Annotated in this window: 13 protein-coding genes; 2 read left to right on the forward strand and 11 right to left on the reverse strand. The window is 70.6% G+C overall.

Annotation, left to right across the window (positions count from 1 at the left end; all coding sequences use genetic code 11):
* Positions 1-52: 52 nt before the first annotated feature.
* Genes SPOPO_RS0122985 through SPOPO_RS0123005 form a run of 5 tightly spaced genes read right to left on the reverse strand, consistent with a single transcriptional unit; the run spans position 53 to position 7,111 of the window.
* Positions 53-1,030, reverse strand: a complete 978-nt coding sequence (locus SPOPO_RS0122985; RefSeq protein WP_019877486.1) for an NAD-dependent epimerase/dehydratase family protein — start codon at positions 1,028-1,030, stop codon at positions 53-55.
* Positions 1,031-1,042: 12 nt separating this feature from the next.
* Complete coding sequence (gene gmd, locus SPOPO_RS0122990; protein ID WP_019877487.1) at positions 1,043-2,095, reverse strand: GDP-mannose 4,6-dehydratase; 1,053 nt, start codon at positions 2,093-2,095, stop codon at positions 1,043-1,045.
* Between the two features lie 27 nt (positions 2,096-2,122).
* Positions 2,123-4,705, reverse strand: a complete 2,583-nt coding sequence (locus tag SPOPO_RS0122995) for a bifunctional glycosyltransferase/CDP-glycerol:glycerophosphate glycerophosphotransferase (RefSeq protein ID WP_019877488.1) — start codon at positions 4,703-4,705, stop codon at positions 2,123-2,125.
* A gap of 13 nt (positions 4,706-4,718) precedes the next feature.
* Complete coding sequence (locus SPOPO_RS33225) at positions 4,719-6,152, reverse strand: glycoside hydrolase family 16 protein (RefSeq protein WP_019877490.1); 1,434 nt, start codon at positions 6,150-6,152, stop codon at positions 4,719-4,721.
* Between the two features lie 44 nt (positions 6,153-6,196).
* The gene (locus SPOPO_RS0123005; protein WP_019877492.1) at positions 6,197-7,111 is read right to left on the reverse strand and encodes a glycoside hydrolase family 16 protein; all 915 of its coding nucleotides are present in this window, start codon (positions 7,109-7,111) and stop codon (positions 6,197-6,199) included.
* Between the two features lie 219 nt (positions 7,112-7,330).
* Here SPOPO_RS0123005 and SPOPO_RS33230 point away from each other — a divergent pair, with 219 nt between their 5' ends.
* Positions 7,331-9,109 carry a glycosyltransferase gene (locus SPOPO_RS33230; protein WP_019877493.1) on the forward strand — a complete coding sequence of 593 codons (1,779 nt, stop codon included), beginning with the start codon at positions 7,331-7,333 and terminating at the stop codon, positions 9,107-9,109.
* Here SPOPO_RS33230 and SPOPO_RS0123015 read toward each other — a convergent pair.
* The 4 genes from SPOPO_RS0123015 to SPOPO_RS34555 are packed head-to-tail and all read right to left on the reverse strand — an operon-like array spanning position 9,106 to position 12,660.
* Positions 9,106-9,969 (reverse strand): NAD-dependent epimerase/dehydratase family protein, encoded by an 864-nt coding sequence (locus SPOPO_RS0123015; protein ID WP_156870165.1) that lies wholly within the window; start codon positions 9,967-9,969, stop codon positions 9,106-9,108. The two genes, SPOPO_RS33230 and SPOPO_RS0123015, sit on opposite strands and share 4 nt — an antisense overlap.
* Positions 9,966-10,673, reverse strand: a complete 708-nt coding sequence (locus tag SPOPO_RS0123020; RefSeq protein WP_019877495.1) for a sugar phosphate nucleotidyltransferase — start codon at positions 10,671-10,673, stop codon at positions 9,966-9,968. Before SPOPO_RS0123020 ends, SPOPO_RS0123015 begins: the two co-directional genes overlap by 4 nt.
* A 2-nt stretch (positions 10,674-10,675) precedes the next feature.
* Positions 10,676-11,656, reverse strand: a complete 981-nt coding sequence (locus SPOPO_RS0123025; protein ID WP_019877496.1) for a GDP-mannose 4,6-dehydratase — start codon at positions 11,654-11,656, stop codon at positions 10,676-10,678.
* Positions 11,657-11,700: 44 nt separating this feature from the next.
* Complete coding sequence (locus SPOPO_RS34555; RefSeq protein ID WP_156870167.1) at positions 11,701-12,660, reverse strand: hypothetical protein; 960 nt, start codon at positions 12,658-12,660, stop codon at positions 11,701-11,703.
* A 192-nt stretch (positions 12,661-12,852) separates the two neighbouring features.
* Between SPOPO_RS34555 and SPOPO_RS0123035 the strand changes: the two genes are divergently transcribed.
* Positions 12,853-13,788 carry a glycosyltransferase family 2 protein gene (locus SPOPO_RS0123035; protein ID WP_019877498.1) on the forward strand — a complete coding sequence of 312 codons (936 nt, stop codon included), beginning with the start codon at positions 12,853-12,855 and terminating at the stop codon, positions 13,786-13,788.
* A gap of 166 nt (positions 13,789-13,954) precedes the next feature.
* Here the strand turns inward: SPOPO_RS0123035 and SPOPO_RS0123040 are convergent, their stop codons facing one another.
* Positions 13,955-15,568, reverse strand: coding sequence for an ABC transporter substrate-binding protein (locus SPOPO_RS0123040; RefSeq protein WP_033385163.1), 1,614 nt, complete (start codon positions 15,566-15,568; stop codon positions 13,955-13,957).
* A gap of 241 nt (positions 15,569-15,809) precedes the next feature.
* Positions 15,810-16,910, reverse strand: coding sequence for an acyl-CoA dehydrogenase family protein (locus SPOPO_RS0123045; protein WP_028985037.1), 1,101 nt, complete (start codon positions 16,908-16,910; stop codon positions 15,810-15,812).
* Between the last annotated feature and the right edge of the window lie 24 nt (positions 16,911-16,934).

Here is a 16,934-nt window from a genome sequence, read left to right on the forward strand (position 1 = left end):
CCCACCCTCCGTGCACTCGCGCTCCGCACCTGCAACCAGGCGCTGAAGGTCGTTACGGTAACTCCCCCGGCAGGGCGCTCACGAACTCCTCGATGGATCTACGTACCGGGATGGTTGGGGCCCATCCCGTGGCCCGGGCGAGACGCCGATTGTCACCGACCACGTCGGGGTTGTCGGTCGGCCGGACCCGGCTCGGGTCGGACTCGGTCGGGAGGTCGTCCCAGCCCAGCGCGTCGAGCACCATGGCCAGAATTTCCTCGCCGCTGACCGAGGCGCCGCTGCAGACGTTGTAGACCGCGTCCGGCAACGTCGGAGCTTCGGCGAGCTCGATGTAGGCACGCGCGACGTCCCGCACGTCCGTGTAGTCACGCCGGGTCGTCAACGTGCCGACGCGCATGGGCCGGCCGGCGCGGCGGGCCTCGGCCGCCGAGTGCGCGAGGTCCGGCACCAGGAAGCCTCGACTCTGCCCGGGCCCGATGTGGTTGAACGGCCGGACCACGACGCAGTCCAGCCCGTTCGTCCGGTGCGCCAGCGCCCGCTCCTCCATCGCGATCTTGCTCGCGGCATAGGGCGAGGATCCCGGGTCGACAGCGCCCTCCTCCGACAGGGGCATGGACTGCCCCGCCCGGTAGACGGCACCTGAACTGACGGCGATGACGCGCACGTCGTCGAGCTTCTGGTCCGACAGTGCCGTGCAGAGGGTGTCGAGCACGTCGACGTTGACCCGCAGGTACTCCTCGGACTGGTCGAAGGACGGCCCGACCGCGGCCAGGCCGGCGAGGTTGATGACCGCCCCGACGTCGCCCAGCGGCAGGGAACGCACCTGCTCGAGGTCGGCCACGTCGCACGAGACGTACGCGTCGATCAGGTCCGCAATGGCGGGGTCGGCCCTGTCCTGCCGGGACACGGCGATCACACCGCAGCCACGGTCGACCAACTGGGCGACGACGTGATGCCCCACGAAGCCGTTCGCACCGGTGACCAGCGCGCGAGTCGCCGACGTGCCTTGTGGTCCTGAGGTGTTGAGCACTGGGTGGTGTCCTTACCCGCGCACCCCGGCGCGTTCCACCTCGAGGTCGTGAGCCACCATCAGTTTCACCAGCCCCGAGAAGTCGACCCGCCGCTTCCACCCGAGCACACGCTCGGCCTTGCTGGGATCGGCGAGCAGGATGTCGACCTCGGCCGGGCGGAAGAACGCTGGATTGACGCGGATCACGGTCGTTCCCGAGGCTCGGTTCACGCCCGTCTCGTCCGGCCCCTCGCCGCGCCACTCCAACTCGATGCCGACCTCGGCGAAGGCGAGCCCGCAGAACTCGCGGATGGTATGAGCCTCGCCGGTCCCGAGGACGTAGTCGCCGGGCTCGTCCTGCTGGAGCATCAGCCACATGCCCTCGACGTAGTCGCCGGCGTAGCCCCAGTCCCGCTTCGCGGACAGGTTGCCGAGTTCCAGCACGTGCTGCTTGCCCAGGCTGATCCGGGCGGCGGCCTGACTGATCTTCCGCGTGACGAACTCGGGACCCCGTCGCTCGCCCTCGTGGTTGAACAGGATCCCGCTGCTCGCGTGCATCCCGTAGCTCTCGCGGTAGTTACAGGTGATCCAGTGGCCGTAGAGCTTGGCGACGCCGTACGGGCTGCGCGGGTGGAACAACGCGGTCTCGTCGTACCCCTGGCTCGGCCGGTTGTAGTCGAGGCCGCCGAACATCTCGGAGGTCGACGCCTGGTAGAAGCGCGCCGTGTCCGCGAGACCGGCGGCACGAATGGCCTCGAGCATGTTGAGGACGCCGCCGCCCGTGACCTGGTGGGTCAGGACGGGGTTGTGGAACGAGTACCCCACGTGGCTGATGGCCGCCAGGTTGTAGACCTCGTCCGGCCGCACGGTGGACAGCGCGCGGACCAGCGCAGCGGGATCAAGCAGGTCGGCGAGGACGAGTTCCACGCCCGGAAGGTCCTCCTGGATCTGCCGGTACCGCGGGTGGCTGGGCTCCATCTGACCCCGGACCATGCCGACGACCCGATAGCCCTTGCCCAGCAGCAGGCCGGCGAGGTGCCCGCCGTCCTGACCGGTCACGCCGGTGATGAAGGCGACCTTCGACATCGCACCCCTCGTTTCGCGGTTCCCGGCCTAGGCCGGGTTCGGTCGGACCGGACCCGCCGACACTGTGCCAGACGCCCCGACCGGCCGAGCGGAAGCCACGATCGCCTCGTACAACCGCTCGCTGCACCGGCCGTCGCGCTGAGGGAACGCTTCCGCGATCCGCTGCCGGTACTCCTCCGCCGGCTCCGGCCCGCGGTCGACGACCTCGCGGATCGCCGCCAGTGCGCGGTCGGCCTCGTAGGTCACGGGTCCGTAGCCGTCCCGCTCGTACTTGAAGTAGCCGCCGCGTCCCACGTGCGCCCCGCCGAACATCGCCTCGTGGTCGAACTGGAAGTACACGACCGGTCGGTCGATGTACGCGGCGTTGAAGGCCATCGAGGAGTAGTCGGTGACCACCACCCGCGACCGCGCGAACAGCTCACGGACGTCGTGGCCGACGAACCCGAACGACGTCACGTAGGAGGGCAACTCGAGTTCCTCGCGCACGGCCTGGAGGTTGGGGTGGAGCAGCGTGGCGACGGTCAGCCCGTGACGTTCGGCCAGTTCTCCCAAGTCCGGCGCGCACAGGACGGCGCGCCACTGCTTCACGAACTCGGTCTCGGTGAAGCCGTCCACGAGCTTGCGCCGCTGCGACCCGGGGGCCAGCGGGGCGACGAGCCAATTCCGCCAGGTCGGGGCGATCAGGATCAGGTCGCGCTGCTCCGGAGGGAAACGCAGCCCGACCTCCCGCACCTTGTCGAACCGCGGCATCCCGGAGAGGACGGTCTCCTTCGACGTGTAGACGTAGCGCGTTCCCTCACCGCAGATCGACTCGTACTCCCCCGGCGTGCTCGTCACGAAGATCTCCGCGTTCTTGGGGTTGAGCCAGGCGGAGAGGTCGTCCTTGATGACGCCGTGATTGAGGAAGCTGTAGCGCCACTTCGGCGACGGGATCAGCGTCTTGAGCCCCGGCGGGTTCGTGATGGCGGCGTCGGCGTGCGAGGAGATGAGGTGCTCGCAGTTGAGCATCAACAGCTTCCAGAGCAGCGAGTCGTACGGGACCACCCGGCGGATGCCCTGGGACTTCAGTCGCTTGTGGTCCGGCGTCCCCTTCTCGATGACGAACCAGGCGTTGGTCTTCGGCCGGTTCTTCCGGATCCAGTGGAACAGGTGCTCGGCGCTGTCGTCCGCGTCGTGGACGCGGTCGATCAGGACCCACGCGTGGCGCAGGTAGTGCCGCGCCACGCGAGTCCGCGCGAACCGCCGCAGCAAGCGGTCCTGCCTGGAGTCCTGTCGTTTCTGCTTCTTCGGCTTGACCCAGCCCGGCGGCTTGTCACGGAACGGCGGGCGCGGGTCGGAGGGCCAGACCTCAACCGGCACGCCGTCCAGCGACGCGGTCAGATTCCCCCGCGGGACCCAGGCGATCCGCTCGCGCAGCACGAGACGCTCGAAGTAGTCCAGGTCCCGGGACTTCGAGTGCAGCGGCTCCACGCGGACGCCGTCGACGACGAACTCCTCGGCCGGGAGATCGCCGGTGTACCGGTAGCGAACCCGGTCCAGCTGTGCCGCCCGGTCACGCCGATCGCGCACGACGCCCTGGGGGCGCCACCCCGGCGGGCCGTACCCGTGGGCCAGGATCTCGCGCCAGATGTACGGGATGGTGCGGGCGTTGAAGTTGGCGATGACGTCCGGGTCGAGATGCGTCGTGATCTCCGCGAGCAGGTCGTGGAACTCCTCCGCGACCGCCCCCCGTGGCCCGCCACCGGCGCCGGCCGCGCGGTCCTGGTAGGCGAGGCTCCACGACAGGTCGTAGATGACCAGGTTCTGGACCCAGGCCGGCACTCCGCCGCGCCGCTCGGCGCCGCGGCGCAACAGGTCGAGGTATCCCCGCCGCGGCACGGTCGTGTAGCGCCCGGTGTCGGTGAAGCTGCCCTCGGACGTCGAGTCACCGCGGCGCCGGTAGAGATAGTCCGCCGAGGCGAGGAAGCCGACCCGGGGGGCCGGCAGCGCCAGCAGGTAGCGCCCGAGCATGTGGGCGTCCTCGAAGCTCGGCTTGAGCTCCTCGTCGAACTCGATCCCGAGGTCGCGCACCCGGGCGAGCGGCACGAAGGCGCAGGGGGCGCTGGCGTAGAACAGCGTGGGCGACTCGTCGAGGTCGACCACGCGGTCACCGAGCGCGAAGTGGTGCTCCAGCGGGTGCTCGGACGTCTCCTTGGTCGAGTCCCAGTACAGGATGCGGCGGCAGCCCACCAGGTCGGTGTCCGGGTTCTTCCGCAGGAATTCGTCGACCGCGGTCAGGTATCCCGGTTCGATCATGTCGTCCGGGTCGGTGAAGGTGACCCACTCCCCCTGGGCCTGGCGCATGCCCAGGTTCCGGGCGGAGGCCTGGCCGCCGTTCGGCTTGGTCAGCACCGTGACCAGGCCGGGTCGACGCTCGCTCCACGCCCGGAGCCGGGCGAGCGAGTCGTCCGTCGAGCCGTCGTCGACCGCGAGAATCTCGATCCGGTCGAGCGGGAAGCTCTGCGCCTCGATCGACGCGATGAAGTCGTCGAGATACGGAGCGACGTCGTACACCGCCGAGACGATCGAGAAGCGCGGCGGGCCGGACCGGTCGGCAGCTGCAGACGTCATTGAACGCCAGACCCTACCGGGCGGGCTTCTCGTCCCGCTGCCAGACCCGGACCCAGTCGACCTGCATGCTCGTCGGGAGGCTGTCGTCCTCCAGGCGGGGGGTCTCCCACGCGGAGGCGAGCATGCTCAGGATGATCGCCTGCTCCCGGTGGGAGATGCCGGTCTTGACGCGGGACGTCTCGATGCCGTCCATCCGGAAGATGTACTCCGTCGGGGTCCACTCCACCGAGTAGATGTGCCAGTCGTCCGACGGGTACCGGCCCTTCGGCAGCAGCTGGCCGCTCTTCTGTCCGCCGCCGGTCTTGACGTTGGTGATCGTCCCGTCGGCCTCGCGGCGCGGCCAGTAGACGTAGCTGTGGTAGTCGCCGTTGCCGAAGTCGTCGCCGAAGTACTCGACGATGTCGACCTCCGCGCCCTTCTCCGCCGGGTCGTCCGGCGCGGGGCTGGCGGGGCCGGTGCCGGGCGCCGGGTACAGCCAGAATGCCGAGTGCACGCCGTCGTTCGGGTGCACCTTCATCCGCGCGGCGAAGATGCCGTAGGTGAAGTTCTTCGTCTGGTCGGTGCCGATCTGGCTCGTGAGGAACTGGCCGTCCTTGCACTTCTCGGTCTTGAGCGGCTTCTTCGAGGTGTCCCAGCTGGCGAACATCTCCAGGACGCCACCCTTGACCTTGTTCTGCGACGGGTCGTTGACCGTGCAGGGCCGGTAGGAGGTCCACATCCGCCAGTGCGACTGCAGCTCGGTGCCGTCGAACTCGTCGCCCCACACGAACTTCCACGGCGTGCCGCGGACGACGGCGGTGACGAGCTCCTCGGCCCCGTCCTCGCCCTCGCTGCGGGCCCGGTACTCGGTGTCGGCGTCCGCGGACGCCGGCAGCCGGAACGCGAACTCGCCGTTCTCGTCCTGCTCCCCCGAGGCCACCTCCGCCCACGACCCGCCCTTGCTCCGGCTCTCGACGACCACCGGTGCACCCGTGCGGGACGGGGTGAACGCGGCGACGCCGGGCAGCAGCTCGGTCTTGCCGTCGGGGCGCAGCCCGATCGCGGGACGGATCAGCAGCGTGCCGCCGCTGTCGTAGGTCCGCAGCTCGACCTGCTCGGAGATCCGCGTCTTGTTCGAGCCGGTGCTGACCGCGACGACCCGATAGGTGACCGGCTCGGACCCGGGCTCGACCTGGAAGCGGAAACTGCTGTCCTCGCCCGAGGAGGTTGACTCCACCTGCTCCCACGCCGACCCCGCCAGGCGCTCGAGATTGACCGAACGCCCGGCCGGACCGGCCTTGCCGGTGATGGCCACGGTCTCGCCGGCGAGCGGCTTGCGCGGCTCCACCGAGACCCCGAGCGGCGGGCCCTCGCCCACCGCCGTCTTCTCGTCGTCCCCGCCGCCGCAGGCGGCGAGGCCGAGGAGCAGCAGCAGTACGACGAACAGCCCGGAAGCCCTGACCTTCACCCTTTGCCTCCCCGAGAGTTGCGGGTCAGCCTAGAGGCAGATGATCACTTCTTCTGGTAGACCTTCACCCAGTCGACCTGCATCGTCGCCGGCATCGAGTTGCTCTTCTGCAACGGAAGCATCCAGTCGGACGTCAGCATGCTGAACAGCACGAACTGCTTCCGCTTCGACACGCCCTGCTTGATCGTGGCCGTCACCTTGCCGTCGATCTTGAAGACGTACTTGGTGGGGGTCCACTCCAGCGTGTAGGTGTGGAAACCCTTCGAGGGCAGTTTGCCCTTCAGCGCCTTCTTCGAGCCCGGCTGCGGACCACCCGTCTTGATGGTCTTGATGCCGCCCGAGGTCTGCTTCGGCCAGTACACGAAGTGGTACATGCTGCCGACCGGCTTGTAGCGGTCACCGAAGTACTCGGCGATGTCGACCTCGCCGCCGCGGTAGGCCGCCGGGTTGCTCGGCGAGACGTCGGTCGGGGCCTCCTTGCCCGGCAGCAGCCAGAACGCGCCGCCCACGCCGGGCGAGGACTGGTACTTGATCCGGGCCTCGAACTTGCCGTAGCGGAACGCCTGCTTCGACGCGATCTGGCCGTTGTAGAAGAACTTCTTGCACTTCGACGTGCCGGACCTGCTCTTGTTGACGGTCGCCCGCACGTGGAGCTTGCCCTTCTTCGGCTTCGCCATGGCGGGCGTGGCGGTCGCGCAGCTGCGGCCGGCCCACGGACCGGTCGGGTACGTGTACCACTTCGACGAGAGCTTGCTGCCGGAGAAGTTGTCGCTGAAGACCAGCTTCCACTTCTTCGCCGCGGTGGTCTCGACCGCCGCGCTCTGGCCGGGCTTGGCCGTCACGGTCTGCTGCTGCGGCGCGGTCTCACCGGCGGACGCGCCGCCGACCGTGGCCAGGGACAGAGCGCCGGTGAGCGCCAGGGCACCGGCGGTGGCGGCGCCGACGAGCGATCGCTTCATGACAGGGGGGCCCTTTCGGAACGAAACCGGGGCTCCCCCGGTGCGGTCTCAGAGTACGAAAGACGCTGGTCGGACGGCGCCTTTCCCCGACTGTGACAAGCCTGGGCCTTCGACGCCAGAGCGGCGGCCCGAAATGGCCCGCATGGGTGAGATGTCCAACCGTCCGGACGAGTCCCGCCGTACCCGTCCGGAGGGGTGTCCGTGTCCTAGGGTTTGCCCATGGCCCGGTTCCGCTCCGTGGCGGACAAGGTCCGACGTTCCGCCCCGCCGGTCGATCCGCCGGCCGCCCCGTCCGCCGACCCGAAACTCCTGGTCGGCCTGAGTGCCACGCCTCCTGCCGACGAGGGGTGGACGGCCGTCGAGCTCCTGGCCCTCGGTCCCGCGCACGCCCAGGACTGGGCGGAGGTGGAGATTCGCGCCGGGTCCCTGGCTGAGCTCCGACGGGCGCTGCCCTGGCTCGTCCACGCCGGCCGCACCCCCCGGCTGCGCGTCGCCGTCGCCCGGACCGACCGGCCCCGGGCCCTGCGCCCACCGGCGCTCGTCGGCAACCGCCCGGTCGCGAGCGCCCTCCTGACCCGCAAGCCGCTCCAGGTCGAGGTCGAGCTCGCGAAGCCGGCCGCGGTCGCCGCCCTCGTCCGGGCCTGCCTGTCCCCGGTCGAGGAGATCGGTCGCCGCCACGGCGCGCCCGGTCTCCGCGCCGCCGTCGCGGACCCGGCGGCCCTGTCCTGGACCACGGGCCTCCCGCACGTCCCGCTCGCCCGGGAGCCCGACCCGGCCGACCCGCTCCCGCCGCCCGACCTCGTGCTGAGGCGGGAGCAGACCGGCCTGCCCCCGGTCGACACCGCGTTCTGCTCCCCCGCCGGGTTCCGGCCCGACGCCGCCGGGTTCGCGGAGCTCGTCGCCGCCCCGGACGGGCTGCTCCTGCAGGGCCCCGCCGGCACCCTGGGCACGCTGGATCCCCTAGTCGGTCTGACGGAGAATCACATCCGGTCGCTGCGGGAGTTCGCCGCCGTCCGCGTCGCCGACGCCTCCGCACCCGGTCTGTCCCGCGTGCTTTCCCAGCTGAGCTGCGCGGGCGTCCCGGTCTGCGCCCCCCACCTGACGGCCGACCTCGACGAGGAACTCGGGCCCGACCTCGCCGCCCGGCTGCGCGATCTGACGCCGAGCCAGCTCGAGGATCCGCTCGCCCGCGAGGCCTGGTCCGTGTCGACCCGCCGCACCGCGCTCGGGCGCTTCTCCCCCGACGCGTACTGGCGGGCCCGCCAGGGCGACGCCGGGCCCACCGTCAGCGTCGTCCTCGCGACCCGCCGCCCCGATCTGCTGTCGTTCGCGCTGGCGCAGGTCGAGCGCCAGGACTGGCCGCGCCTTGAGGTCGTCCTCGTCCTGCACGGCGCGGCCGCAGACCATCCGGCGGTCACCGCCGCGGCCGCCGCGCTCACCCGCCCGCTGACCGTGGTCGAGGTCCCCGCGGACGTCGTGTTCGGGCGCGCCCTGCAGACCGGGCTCGCCCGCTGCAGCGGGCGGCTCGTCACGAAGATGGACGACGACGACTGGTACGGAGTCCACCACGTGACCGACCTGGTCCAGGCCCACGCCCACAGCGGGGCGACGCTGGTGGGGTCGAGCGGCTACCACCTCTACGTCGCGGACGCCGACGCCACGCTCCGCTGGACGAAGAACCCGACCGAGGCCGCGGCCACCTGGGTCCACGGCGGCACGATGCTGCTCGCCCGCGACGACCTCACCGCCCTCGGTGGCTGGCCGGCGGTCCCCGTCGGCGAGGACGCCCACCTGATCCGCGCGGTCCGCGAGTCCGGCGGCTGGATCTACGGCATCCACGACCTCGGCTTCCTGTACTACCGGGGCCAGGGGCACACCTGGATGCCGGCGACGGGCTCGCAGTTCTGGCTCGACGCCGAGGTCCCCCGCGCCGCCGGGTTCGCCCCGCCGCCCCAGCTCGACGCCCTGCCGCACCCCTGGGTCGCGCGCCCGGGCTAGGCCCCCGCGCCCCCGAGGCACAACGCCGCCAAATCGCGGCTCGTCGGCCGGCACCGCACGCCGAGGGCATCCAGGCGCCCGGGGTCCCCCACGACGCGGTCGGCGGCCGGCAGGGCCACGAGTTCGGGCACCGGCTCCACCCGGACCGCGACGCCCAGCCGGGCACCCATCGCGGCGAGGACGTCGCCCGGAGTCGTCCCGACCCCCGAGCAGACGTTGTGGACGCCGAGGTGCCGGTCCGCCACGAGCGCCGCGAGCGCCTCCGCCACGAAGGTCGCCGGCACGAAGTCGCGGACCACGTCCAGGCGCCCGCACCGCACGAGACGCTCCGGGCCGTCCTGCGCGAGCAGCTGCGAGCTCAGGTTGCCCAACGGCGTGCGCGCCGGCGGCCGCGCGCAGACCACGTTGAACGGCCGCGCAACGGTCAGCGGGATTCCGAGGTCCGCCGCGAGCTCCGTCGCGAGCACCGTCGCCGCCACCTTGGCCCGGCCGTACTCGGTCACCGGGCGCAGCGGGGCGTCCTCCCCGATCAGCCCGCCCGCCGGGTCCCCGTCGCCGTACTCCGCGGCCGAGCCGAGCACGACGACGTGCGGACGCCCGGTCTCCCCGGCGGCGATGAGTACGTTCCGGACCGTCTCGACGTTCGCGTAGCGCAACTCCTCCGGTCGGTCCCCCGGCCCGCCCGCCAGGTGGACGACGGCCTCGGGCGCCGCGTCCTGCACGACCCGCCGGGCGGCGGCGGGCTCGCCGAGGTCGCCGTCCGACCGGTCGGCCGCGACCACCTCGTGGCCGCGCTCCCGGAGCACGGGGACGAGGTGCCGGCCGAGCATCCCGCCCGCGCCGGTCACGAGCACTCTCACGGGAGAAAGAACGAGGGATCCTCGTTGAAGCGTTCCGTCGCCGCGTTCAGGTCGTCCATCGCGCCGAGGTCGAGCCAGTACGCGTCGCTCGGGACGACCCGCACACGCCGCCCGGACTTCATCAGAGCCCGCATCAGATCCGGCATGTCGAGACGCTGCCCCGGCGGAACGAACTCCGAGATGACGTTCGCCGAGATCACGTAGATGCCCATGCTCACCGCGTAGGAGAGCTTCGGCTTCTCGATGTACTCGGCGAGGTAGCCGTCGCCGTCGCTCTCGAGCACGCCGTAGTCGACGGCGACCGACCGCTGGTTGGCGAAGATCGTCGCCCCGTCGGCCGGGTCGTGCGCGCGGTACGCCTCGGCGAAGTTCACGTTGGTGAGGATGTCGCCGTTGAGCACGAGCACACGGTCGTCGGTGAGGTCCTCGACGAGCGAGAGGCAGCCGGCCGTCCCGAGCGGCTCGTCCTCGTGCACGTAGTCGATCTCGATGCCCCAGGCCTTGCCGTCGCCGCAGTACGCGTGGATCAGCGAGGCGAGGTGCCCCACGGCGATCGTCATGCGGTCGAAGCCCTGCGCAGCCAGCTGCTTCGCGAGAATCTCGATGATCGAGAACTCCCCGACGGGCACCAGCGGCTTCGGGATGACGATGGTGAGCGGACGCAGGCGATTACCGAGGCCGCCGGCCAGGACGAAGGCACGCATCGTCAGACCGTGTAGCTCGTCGGGTCGGTGGGCCGGCTCTCCGCGACGTGGTCGCGCAGCCGGCGCAGCCCCTCCAGGAGCGAGACCTGCGGGGCGAAACCGAACGAGTCCTGAGCCCGGCTGAAGTCGGACAGCAGCTCGTCGACCTCGCTGCGCTCGGGCCGGACCCGCTCGCTGTCGGTCCGCACCGGCTTCCGCTCCCCGGTCACCTCGAACACCATCTCGATCATCTCGCCCACGCTGTACGCGACGCCGGTGCCGAGGTTGTAGACCTCGCCCTCCAGGCCCTCCGCCGCCCCGGCCAGCAGGAATCCGTTGACGGTGTCGGACACGTAGGTCATGTCCCGGCGCGGCTCGACCGAGCCGACCTTGACCTCGTCCGCGTACAGCGCCTGCGCCATCACCGTCGGGAGCACCGCCCGCATCGACTGGCGCGGTCCGTAGGTGTTGAACGGACGGATGGTCACGACCGGGACGTCGAACGAGCGGTGGTAGCTGCCGGCGAGCTGGTCCGCGGCCACCTTGGTCGCCGCGTAGGGCGACTGCGCGACGGCGGGGTGCTTCTCGTCGATCGGCGTGTACTGCGCCGTGCCGTACGTCTCGGAGGTCGAGGTGTGGATCAACCGTCGCACCCCTTCGCGTCGGACGGCCTCGAGCACCGCCAGCGTCCCGCCGATGTTGACCCGAACATAGTGGCCGGGCGCCACGTAGGAGTAGGGAATCCCGATCAGCGCGGCGAGGTGGAAGACCGTGTCGCAGCCGGCGACGACGTCCCGCGTGAACTCCTGGTCGGAGACGTCACCGAGCCGAATGTCCAGGTCCGGGTGCGACAGCCCCTCCAGGAACCCACGCGAGTTGGCCGCGTTGTAGAGGTCGAGGACACGCACCCGCGCGCCGGCCGCCAGGAGCGCCTCCACCAGGTGCGAGCCGATGAACCCGCAACCACCCGTCACGAGGACGTCTCGACCCACCCAGGCGCTCATCGCAGTGGATGCTAGGGCACCGGGCTCCTGGTTCGGCCGACCGATCAGTTCGCCAGCGGCGGCAGGCCGCCGCGCAGCCGCTCCTGCACGGTGGCCACCGCGTGCGCCGTGTCGGCCGAGGTGGCGGTCGCGACGGCGAGGTTGTTCTCCATCTGCTGCAGCCGCGAGTTCAGCCCGCCGATCACCTTTTGGAGCTCGACGATCTGCTGGCGGACCGTGAACAGGTCCTGGCCGACCTTGGCGATGTTCGTGCGCCCGCGCTCGACGCCGCGCCAGCCGTACACGAGCTGCAGGAGCACCAGGGCGCCGACGGCGGACAGGACCACCTCGACGTACGAGGCGTCGGTGACGCCGAGGACCAGCGCCGCGACGACGACGATGGCCCCGGCGCACGCCAGCAGCATCCGGCCGCCCCGGCTCAGCAGCCCGTTCCCCGCCGGCGGCGAGGGGGCGCCGGCCGTCTCGTGAGCCCGCAGCTGCTCCTGGGCGGACGTCAGCGCGGTGCGCAGGTGCGCGATCTCGGCCCGCAGCTCCAGCATCGTCGCCGCAGGGACCGCCGGAACGTCGACCTCGGCCAGCAGCGCGCTCACGTCCGGGACCGATTCCCGCAGCGGCGCCCGCTCGAACCGCAGGCACGGCACGCCGGCGATGGTGAGCCCTTCGGTAACGGTTAAGCCACGGAGCGCATCGCTGTTGTCGCTCAATTGTGTCTGGAGCGAACCCGCCACATCCAGGACAATCTGGACATTGCCGGGGCACCCGTCCAGAACGTGCCGGACGATGCCCGCCAACTGCCCCCCGCGGGCGGGAAAGCCGGCAATACCCACCACGGCCAGGTCGTGGCATTCCGTTGCCAGAACGTCACTCAACTCGTCCGGGGTGGCGGCGATGACGTCGTCGAACCCCGTGGCGAAGGCAGCGGCCCGCTCAATCGTCGGCGCGATGACCAGCGCTCGGCCCGGCAGGGAAGGAAGTGTGCGCACGGCGGACGGGGTTGTAGTCACGCTGAAGTGGGTAGCGCTGTGAGCATCCCGACAGATTAGCGGATCGGGATCCGGTGACTTTCACGCTAGTATTCGGCCGGTATTGCCGTCAGAAGGGCGGCCTCGAGTGAGGGAGGTATCGAATTGATCTCCCACGCTCTCCCGCTATTCGATCATAACGATCGGGTTTCTGCAGGCGAACTCGACGTTTCTGTGATCATTGGCAGCTATCAAGGGGCCACCAAGATCGGCGGCATGTTGCGCGCTCTGGCCGCGCAGACGCTTCCCCAGTCGCGTTTCGAGATCGTCGTCGTTCTCAACGGCTCGCGGCACCACACGATCAAGGTGATCAACGAGATTCGTGAAGATCATCCGGATCTGATCATTCGCCACCTGTCGTACTCCGCTCTCGGTCTCGGCCGCGCCCGGAACGCCGGCATGGCGATGGCCCGCGGCCGCTACGTGACCTTCGTGGACGACGACGACACCGTCTCGCCGGGCTACCTCGAGGGCCTCCTGACCTGCAGCGCGCCGGACACGGTCGGCCTGGCCCACCTCGCCGACGTCCACGGCGCCGGCGTCGCCCCGAACTTCGACACGCGGATGTCGCGCCAGCTCGAACTCGCGGGCCGCACGCTGCACATCAGCGAAATTCCGGTCGCGCTGACCTACAGCGTCGGCAAGATGCTGCCGACGGCGCTGGCGCGCGAGATCGGATTCGACCCCGAACTCCGCAATGGCGAGGACATCGCCTTCTACATCCGGTTCTTCATGCGGCACCCGCTGAAGATCCGCATTTGTCCGTTGGACGCGAACGCGACGTACTACCGCGCCGTGGTCCCCGGATCGATGTCGCGCCAGGCCCCGTCCTACGACTTCAACGTCACCCAGCGGCTGGACATCCTCGAGCGGCTCGAGGAATTGCACCCGACCGAGGAGTGGCACGCGGTCGCCCTGCGGCAATTGCGCCGGAGCGTCACCGCGTTCATTCGCCGCTATCTGCGTTCCCACCCGGACCAGTGGCCGGCGATCGTCGCCGACATCGAGCGCCGCCGACTCACGACGGTCCCGCTCGACATGCTGATGCAGGTAGTGCAGGAGCACGAGGCGGCCCAGCAGCAGTCGACCCCGCTCTTCCTCGCCGGCTGACCGACCCGGCCTCCGGCGCCCCCAGCGGGCCCCCTACGCGCCCCGCCGGCGCGCGCTTCGGCACGCCTCCTCGTCAGCGCGCCCTCACACGCGACCGGGGCGGGCACCGAATCGGTGCCCGCCCCGGGTTGTGCGGAGCTGCTACGCCGGGATCACCGGCGATCGATCACTTGCCGGTGTAGATGTGGAACTGGTCGGGGTCCGGCTGGAAGCCCGACGGGGAACCGTCCGGGTTGGAGACGGTGTTGGTCGACGTGTACTTGTACATGTACTCGTGACCCTGGCCGTTCTCCGGGTTCCAGGTCTGGTCCGTGCCACTGCCACCACGCTCGGCCTTGCTCCACGAGAACCGCTGGTCGAGCGAGGCGTCGGCGGCGTAGATGTCGCCGTTGCCGAGCTGGGCCATCAGGCGCTCCCGGGTCAGGTTCGGGCCGACCGCCTTGGCGGCGCGCTCGAAGACGAGGACGCCGACGTAGCTGGCCTGGACGATGTGGTGGTTCAGACCCTTGTTGCCGCGGGCGTATTTGTTCATGGTCGCCATGAACTCGGCGCCCCACAGCTTGTAGGTCGTGTTCGTCCAGTACCGGTTGACCGGGTGCTTGCCGAACAGCGAGCCCAGGATCTCGGCCGCGAGGTGGTTACCCGAGATGCCCTTCGGCGGGTAGTAACCCTGCTGGGCCGCCTCGACCATGAACTTCGCCATGGTCGCCGGGTTGATCACGTAGTGGACCACGTGCTCCGGGTTCGCCGAGCGCAGGGAGAGGATCTGCGCCGACATCGAGGTCTCGGAGATACCGACGTCGAGCTTCTTGACCATCTTCGCGCCGCTCGCGTCGAGGATCCGCTGGACCTCCTGGCACGAGAGCTGCATCTCCGGGCTGGTCAGGCAGACCAGGCCGTAGGTCTTCGGCTTGATGACGTTCTTGACCCACTGAGCGTTGGCCATGGCCTCGTGGATCATCGACATGTGGGTCGGGAACATGTACGGGTCCTGCCACTCGGTCTGGGAGTAGGCCCAGGTCCCGATGGCCGGAATCTTGTACTGCGCCAGGTCGGAGTGGACCGACGCCGAGGCCCAGCTGGAGTAGCTCAGGAAGGCGAAGACCTTGTCCTGACCGACCAGCTTCTTGATGCAGGCCTTGGAACGCGAGACCTCGCCGGGGCCGTCGTCGCAGTCGACGAGGGACATCCGGCGACCGAGGACGCCGCCGCGGTCGTTCACCGAGGCCATGGTGGCCTTGATGCCGTTGACCAGCGGGGTGGCGAGCAGGTTCCCGAGCGCGATGCCGTGCATCGTCACGGTGCCCATCTTGATGCTGTCCTTGGTGATGCCCATGTCCGTGGCACCGTTCTTGGACGCCGCGATGCGCTCGTTCTCCGCACGCTGGGCCTCGGTGTCGATGGCCGTCAGACCCTTGAGGTCGGCCGCCTTCGCCGTCTTGGCACCGGCCGAACCCTTGGTGCCGGTCTTGGCCGCTGCGCCCTTCTGGCCCTTGTTCTGGCCGGCGACGGGGGCCGCGCCCGCGTCACCCGTGACCGGGGCTGCTCCGGTGGCGCCCTCGGCGACCGGGGCAGCGCCGGCGGGGGCGTCGGTCGTGCCCGTGGCCGCACCGGACGCATCGGCCGGCGCCGCCCCGACGTCGGCCGCAACCGCGCCGGGGTCCTGTTGTGCTGCGTTGTCCGCGTCGTCACTACCGCCGCCGCAGGCACTGAGAATCAATGCCGAACTCACGACGATGGGTAGGACGGCGAGCAGACCATGCTTCTTCGCTCTCCGCACCTGAATCTCCTCAGGGTGAATGGCGCGCGCTCACGCACGCATCGGGACGCCGCCACTCCGGGCTCCGACCGCCTGGAGATCCGAAGAAAGTGGCTGAGAAAATCTTGGCCTTCGCGTGCGCTGGGTCACATCGCCCGAAATGGGTATTTGTCACCCGGACGGGGGACCTGGGGGTACCTTTTCCCGCGTGCGCCCGCTCGGCGCGGCGGGTTGACGGGCTCCCGGCCCCGAAGTCTGGCCCTCAGAGGCCCGCGAGGCCCGCCACGGCGAGTCGGTGGGCAGCAGCGCCCCCCGCGAGGGTGCCGGCGGCCCGGGCGCGCCGGTAGTACAGGTGCATGTCGTGCTCCCAGGTGAAGCCGATGCCGCCGAGCAGGTGCACGCCCGCCTCGGTCTGGACGCGGTAGTCCTCCCCCGCCCGCAGCGCGGCCACGTGACTCGCGAGGTCGGCCTCGCGCGCCCCGTTCTCGGCCGCGACGGCCGCCCAGCGCGCCGCGGCGTGCGCGGAGCGCGCGGCCCCGTAGAGCTCGACGCAGGCGTGCGCGACGGCCTGGTACGAGCCGATGATGCGGCCGAACTGCTGCCGGGTTTTCGCGTACTCGACGCACGTGCCCGCGCACCAGTCCAGCCCGCCCGCGGCCTCGGCGGCCAAGGCCAGCCGCAGGTGCCGCCCGACCACCTCGAGCAGCGGCGCGGCGCCGCCGGGCTCCCCCAGCAGTGTTGCCGGGGTCTCGGCGAGGTCGAGCGTCGCCAGACGGCGCGTCAGATCCATGCCGGTCATGGGCGCGGACGTGCGGCCCGCGGCACCGGGCTCGACGACGAACAGGGCGTCTCCGGCCGGGGTACGCGCGAGCACGACGACGAGGTCGGCCGCGGAACCCGCGATCACGTGCCACCGGCGGCCGGTCAGCCGCCAGGCGCCGCCGGACTCGGTCGCCGTCACGCCCTCGCCGGTCCAGTTCCCGCGCCGGTCGGCGAGCGCGACCGTCGCCACGGTCTCGCCCGCCGCGACGGCCGGAACGGCCGCCTCGGCCCCGGCCGCCAGCAGAGCGGTGGTCGCCAGCGACGTGGCCAGGAACGGGCCCGGATACAGGGAGCGGCCGAGCTCGTGGTGGACGACATTCGCCGCCGACCAGCTCAGCCCCAGCCCACCGTGCTGCTCGGGGACGAGCAGGCCGCACAGCCCGACGTCGCCGGCCAGGGCCTTCCACGCCGTGGCGGCGTAGCCGGCCTCGGAGTCGAAGTCCGCGCGAACCTGCGCGATCGGCGACAGGTCGGTCAGGACGTCGCGCACGGTCTCGGCCAGGGCGCGCTCGTCCTCGCTGGGCACGAGCTCGGCATTCATCTGATGCTCCCTCAGGTCGTCGCC

The organism is Sporichthya polymorpha DSM 43042, from assembly GCF_000384115.1.
In the GTDB taxonomy this organism is placed as follows: Bacteria; Actinomycetota; Actinomycetes; order Sporichthyales; family Sporichthyaceae; genus Sporichthya; species Sporichthya polymorpha.

Coding starts and splice junctions, on each gene's coding strand:
- SPOPO_RS0123020 (WP_019877495.1), bottom strand. CDS start 10,673: ATGCGTGCCTTCGTCCTGGCCGGCGGCCTCGGTAATCGCCTGCGTCCG.
- SPOPO_RS0123025 (WP_019877496.1), bottom strand. CDS start 11,656: ATGAGCGCCTGGGTGGGTCGAGACGTCCTCGTGACGGGTGGTTGCGGG.
- gmd (WP_019877487.1), bottom strand. CDS start 2,095: ATGTCGAAGGTCGCCTTCATCACCGGCGTGACCGGTCAGGACGGCGGG.
- SPOPO_RS0123005 (WP_019877492.1), bottom strand. CDS start 7,111: ATGAAGCGATCGCTCGTCGGCGCCGCCACCGCCGGTGCCCTGGCGCTC.
- SPOPO_RS0122995 (WP_019877488.1), bottom strand. CDS start 4,705: ATGACGTCTGCAGCTGCCGACCGGTCCGGCCCGCCGCGCTTCTCGATC.
- SPOPO_RS0123045 (WP_028985037.1), bottom strand. CDS start 16,910: ATGAATGCCGAGCTCGTGCCCAGCGAGGACGAGCGCGCCCTGGCCGAG.
- SPOPO_RS33230 (WP_019877493.1), top strand. CDS start 7,331: ATGGCCCGGTTCCGCTCCGTGGCGGACAAGGTCCGACGTTCCGCCCCG.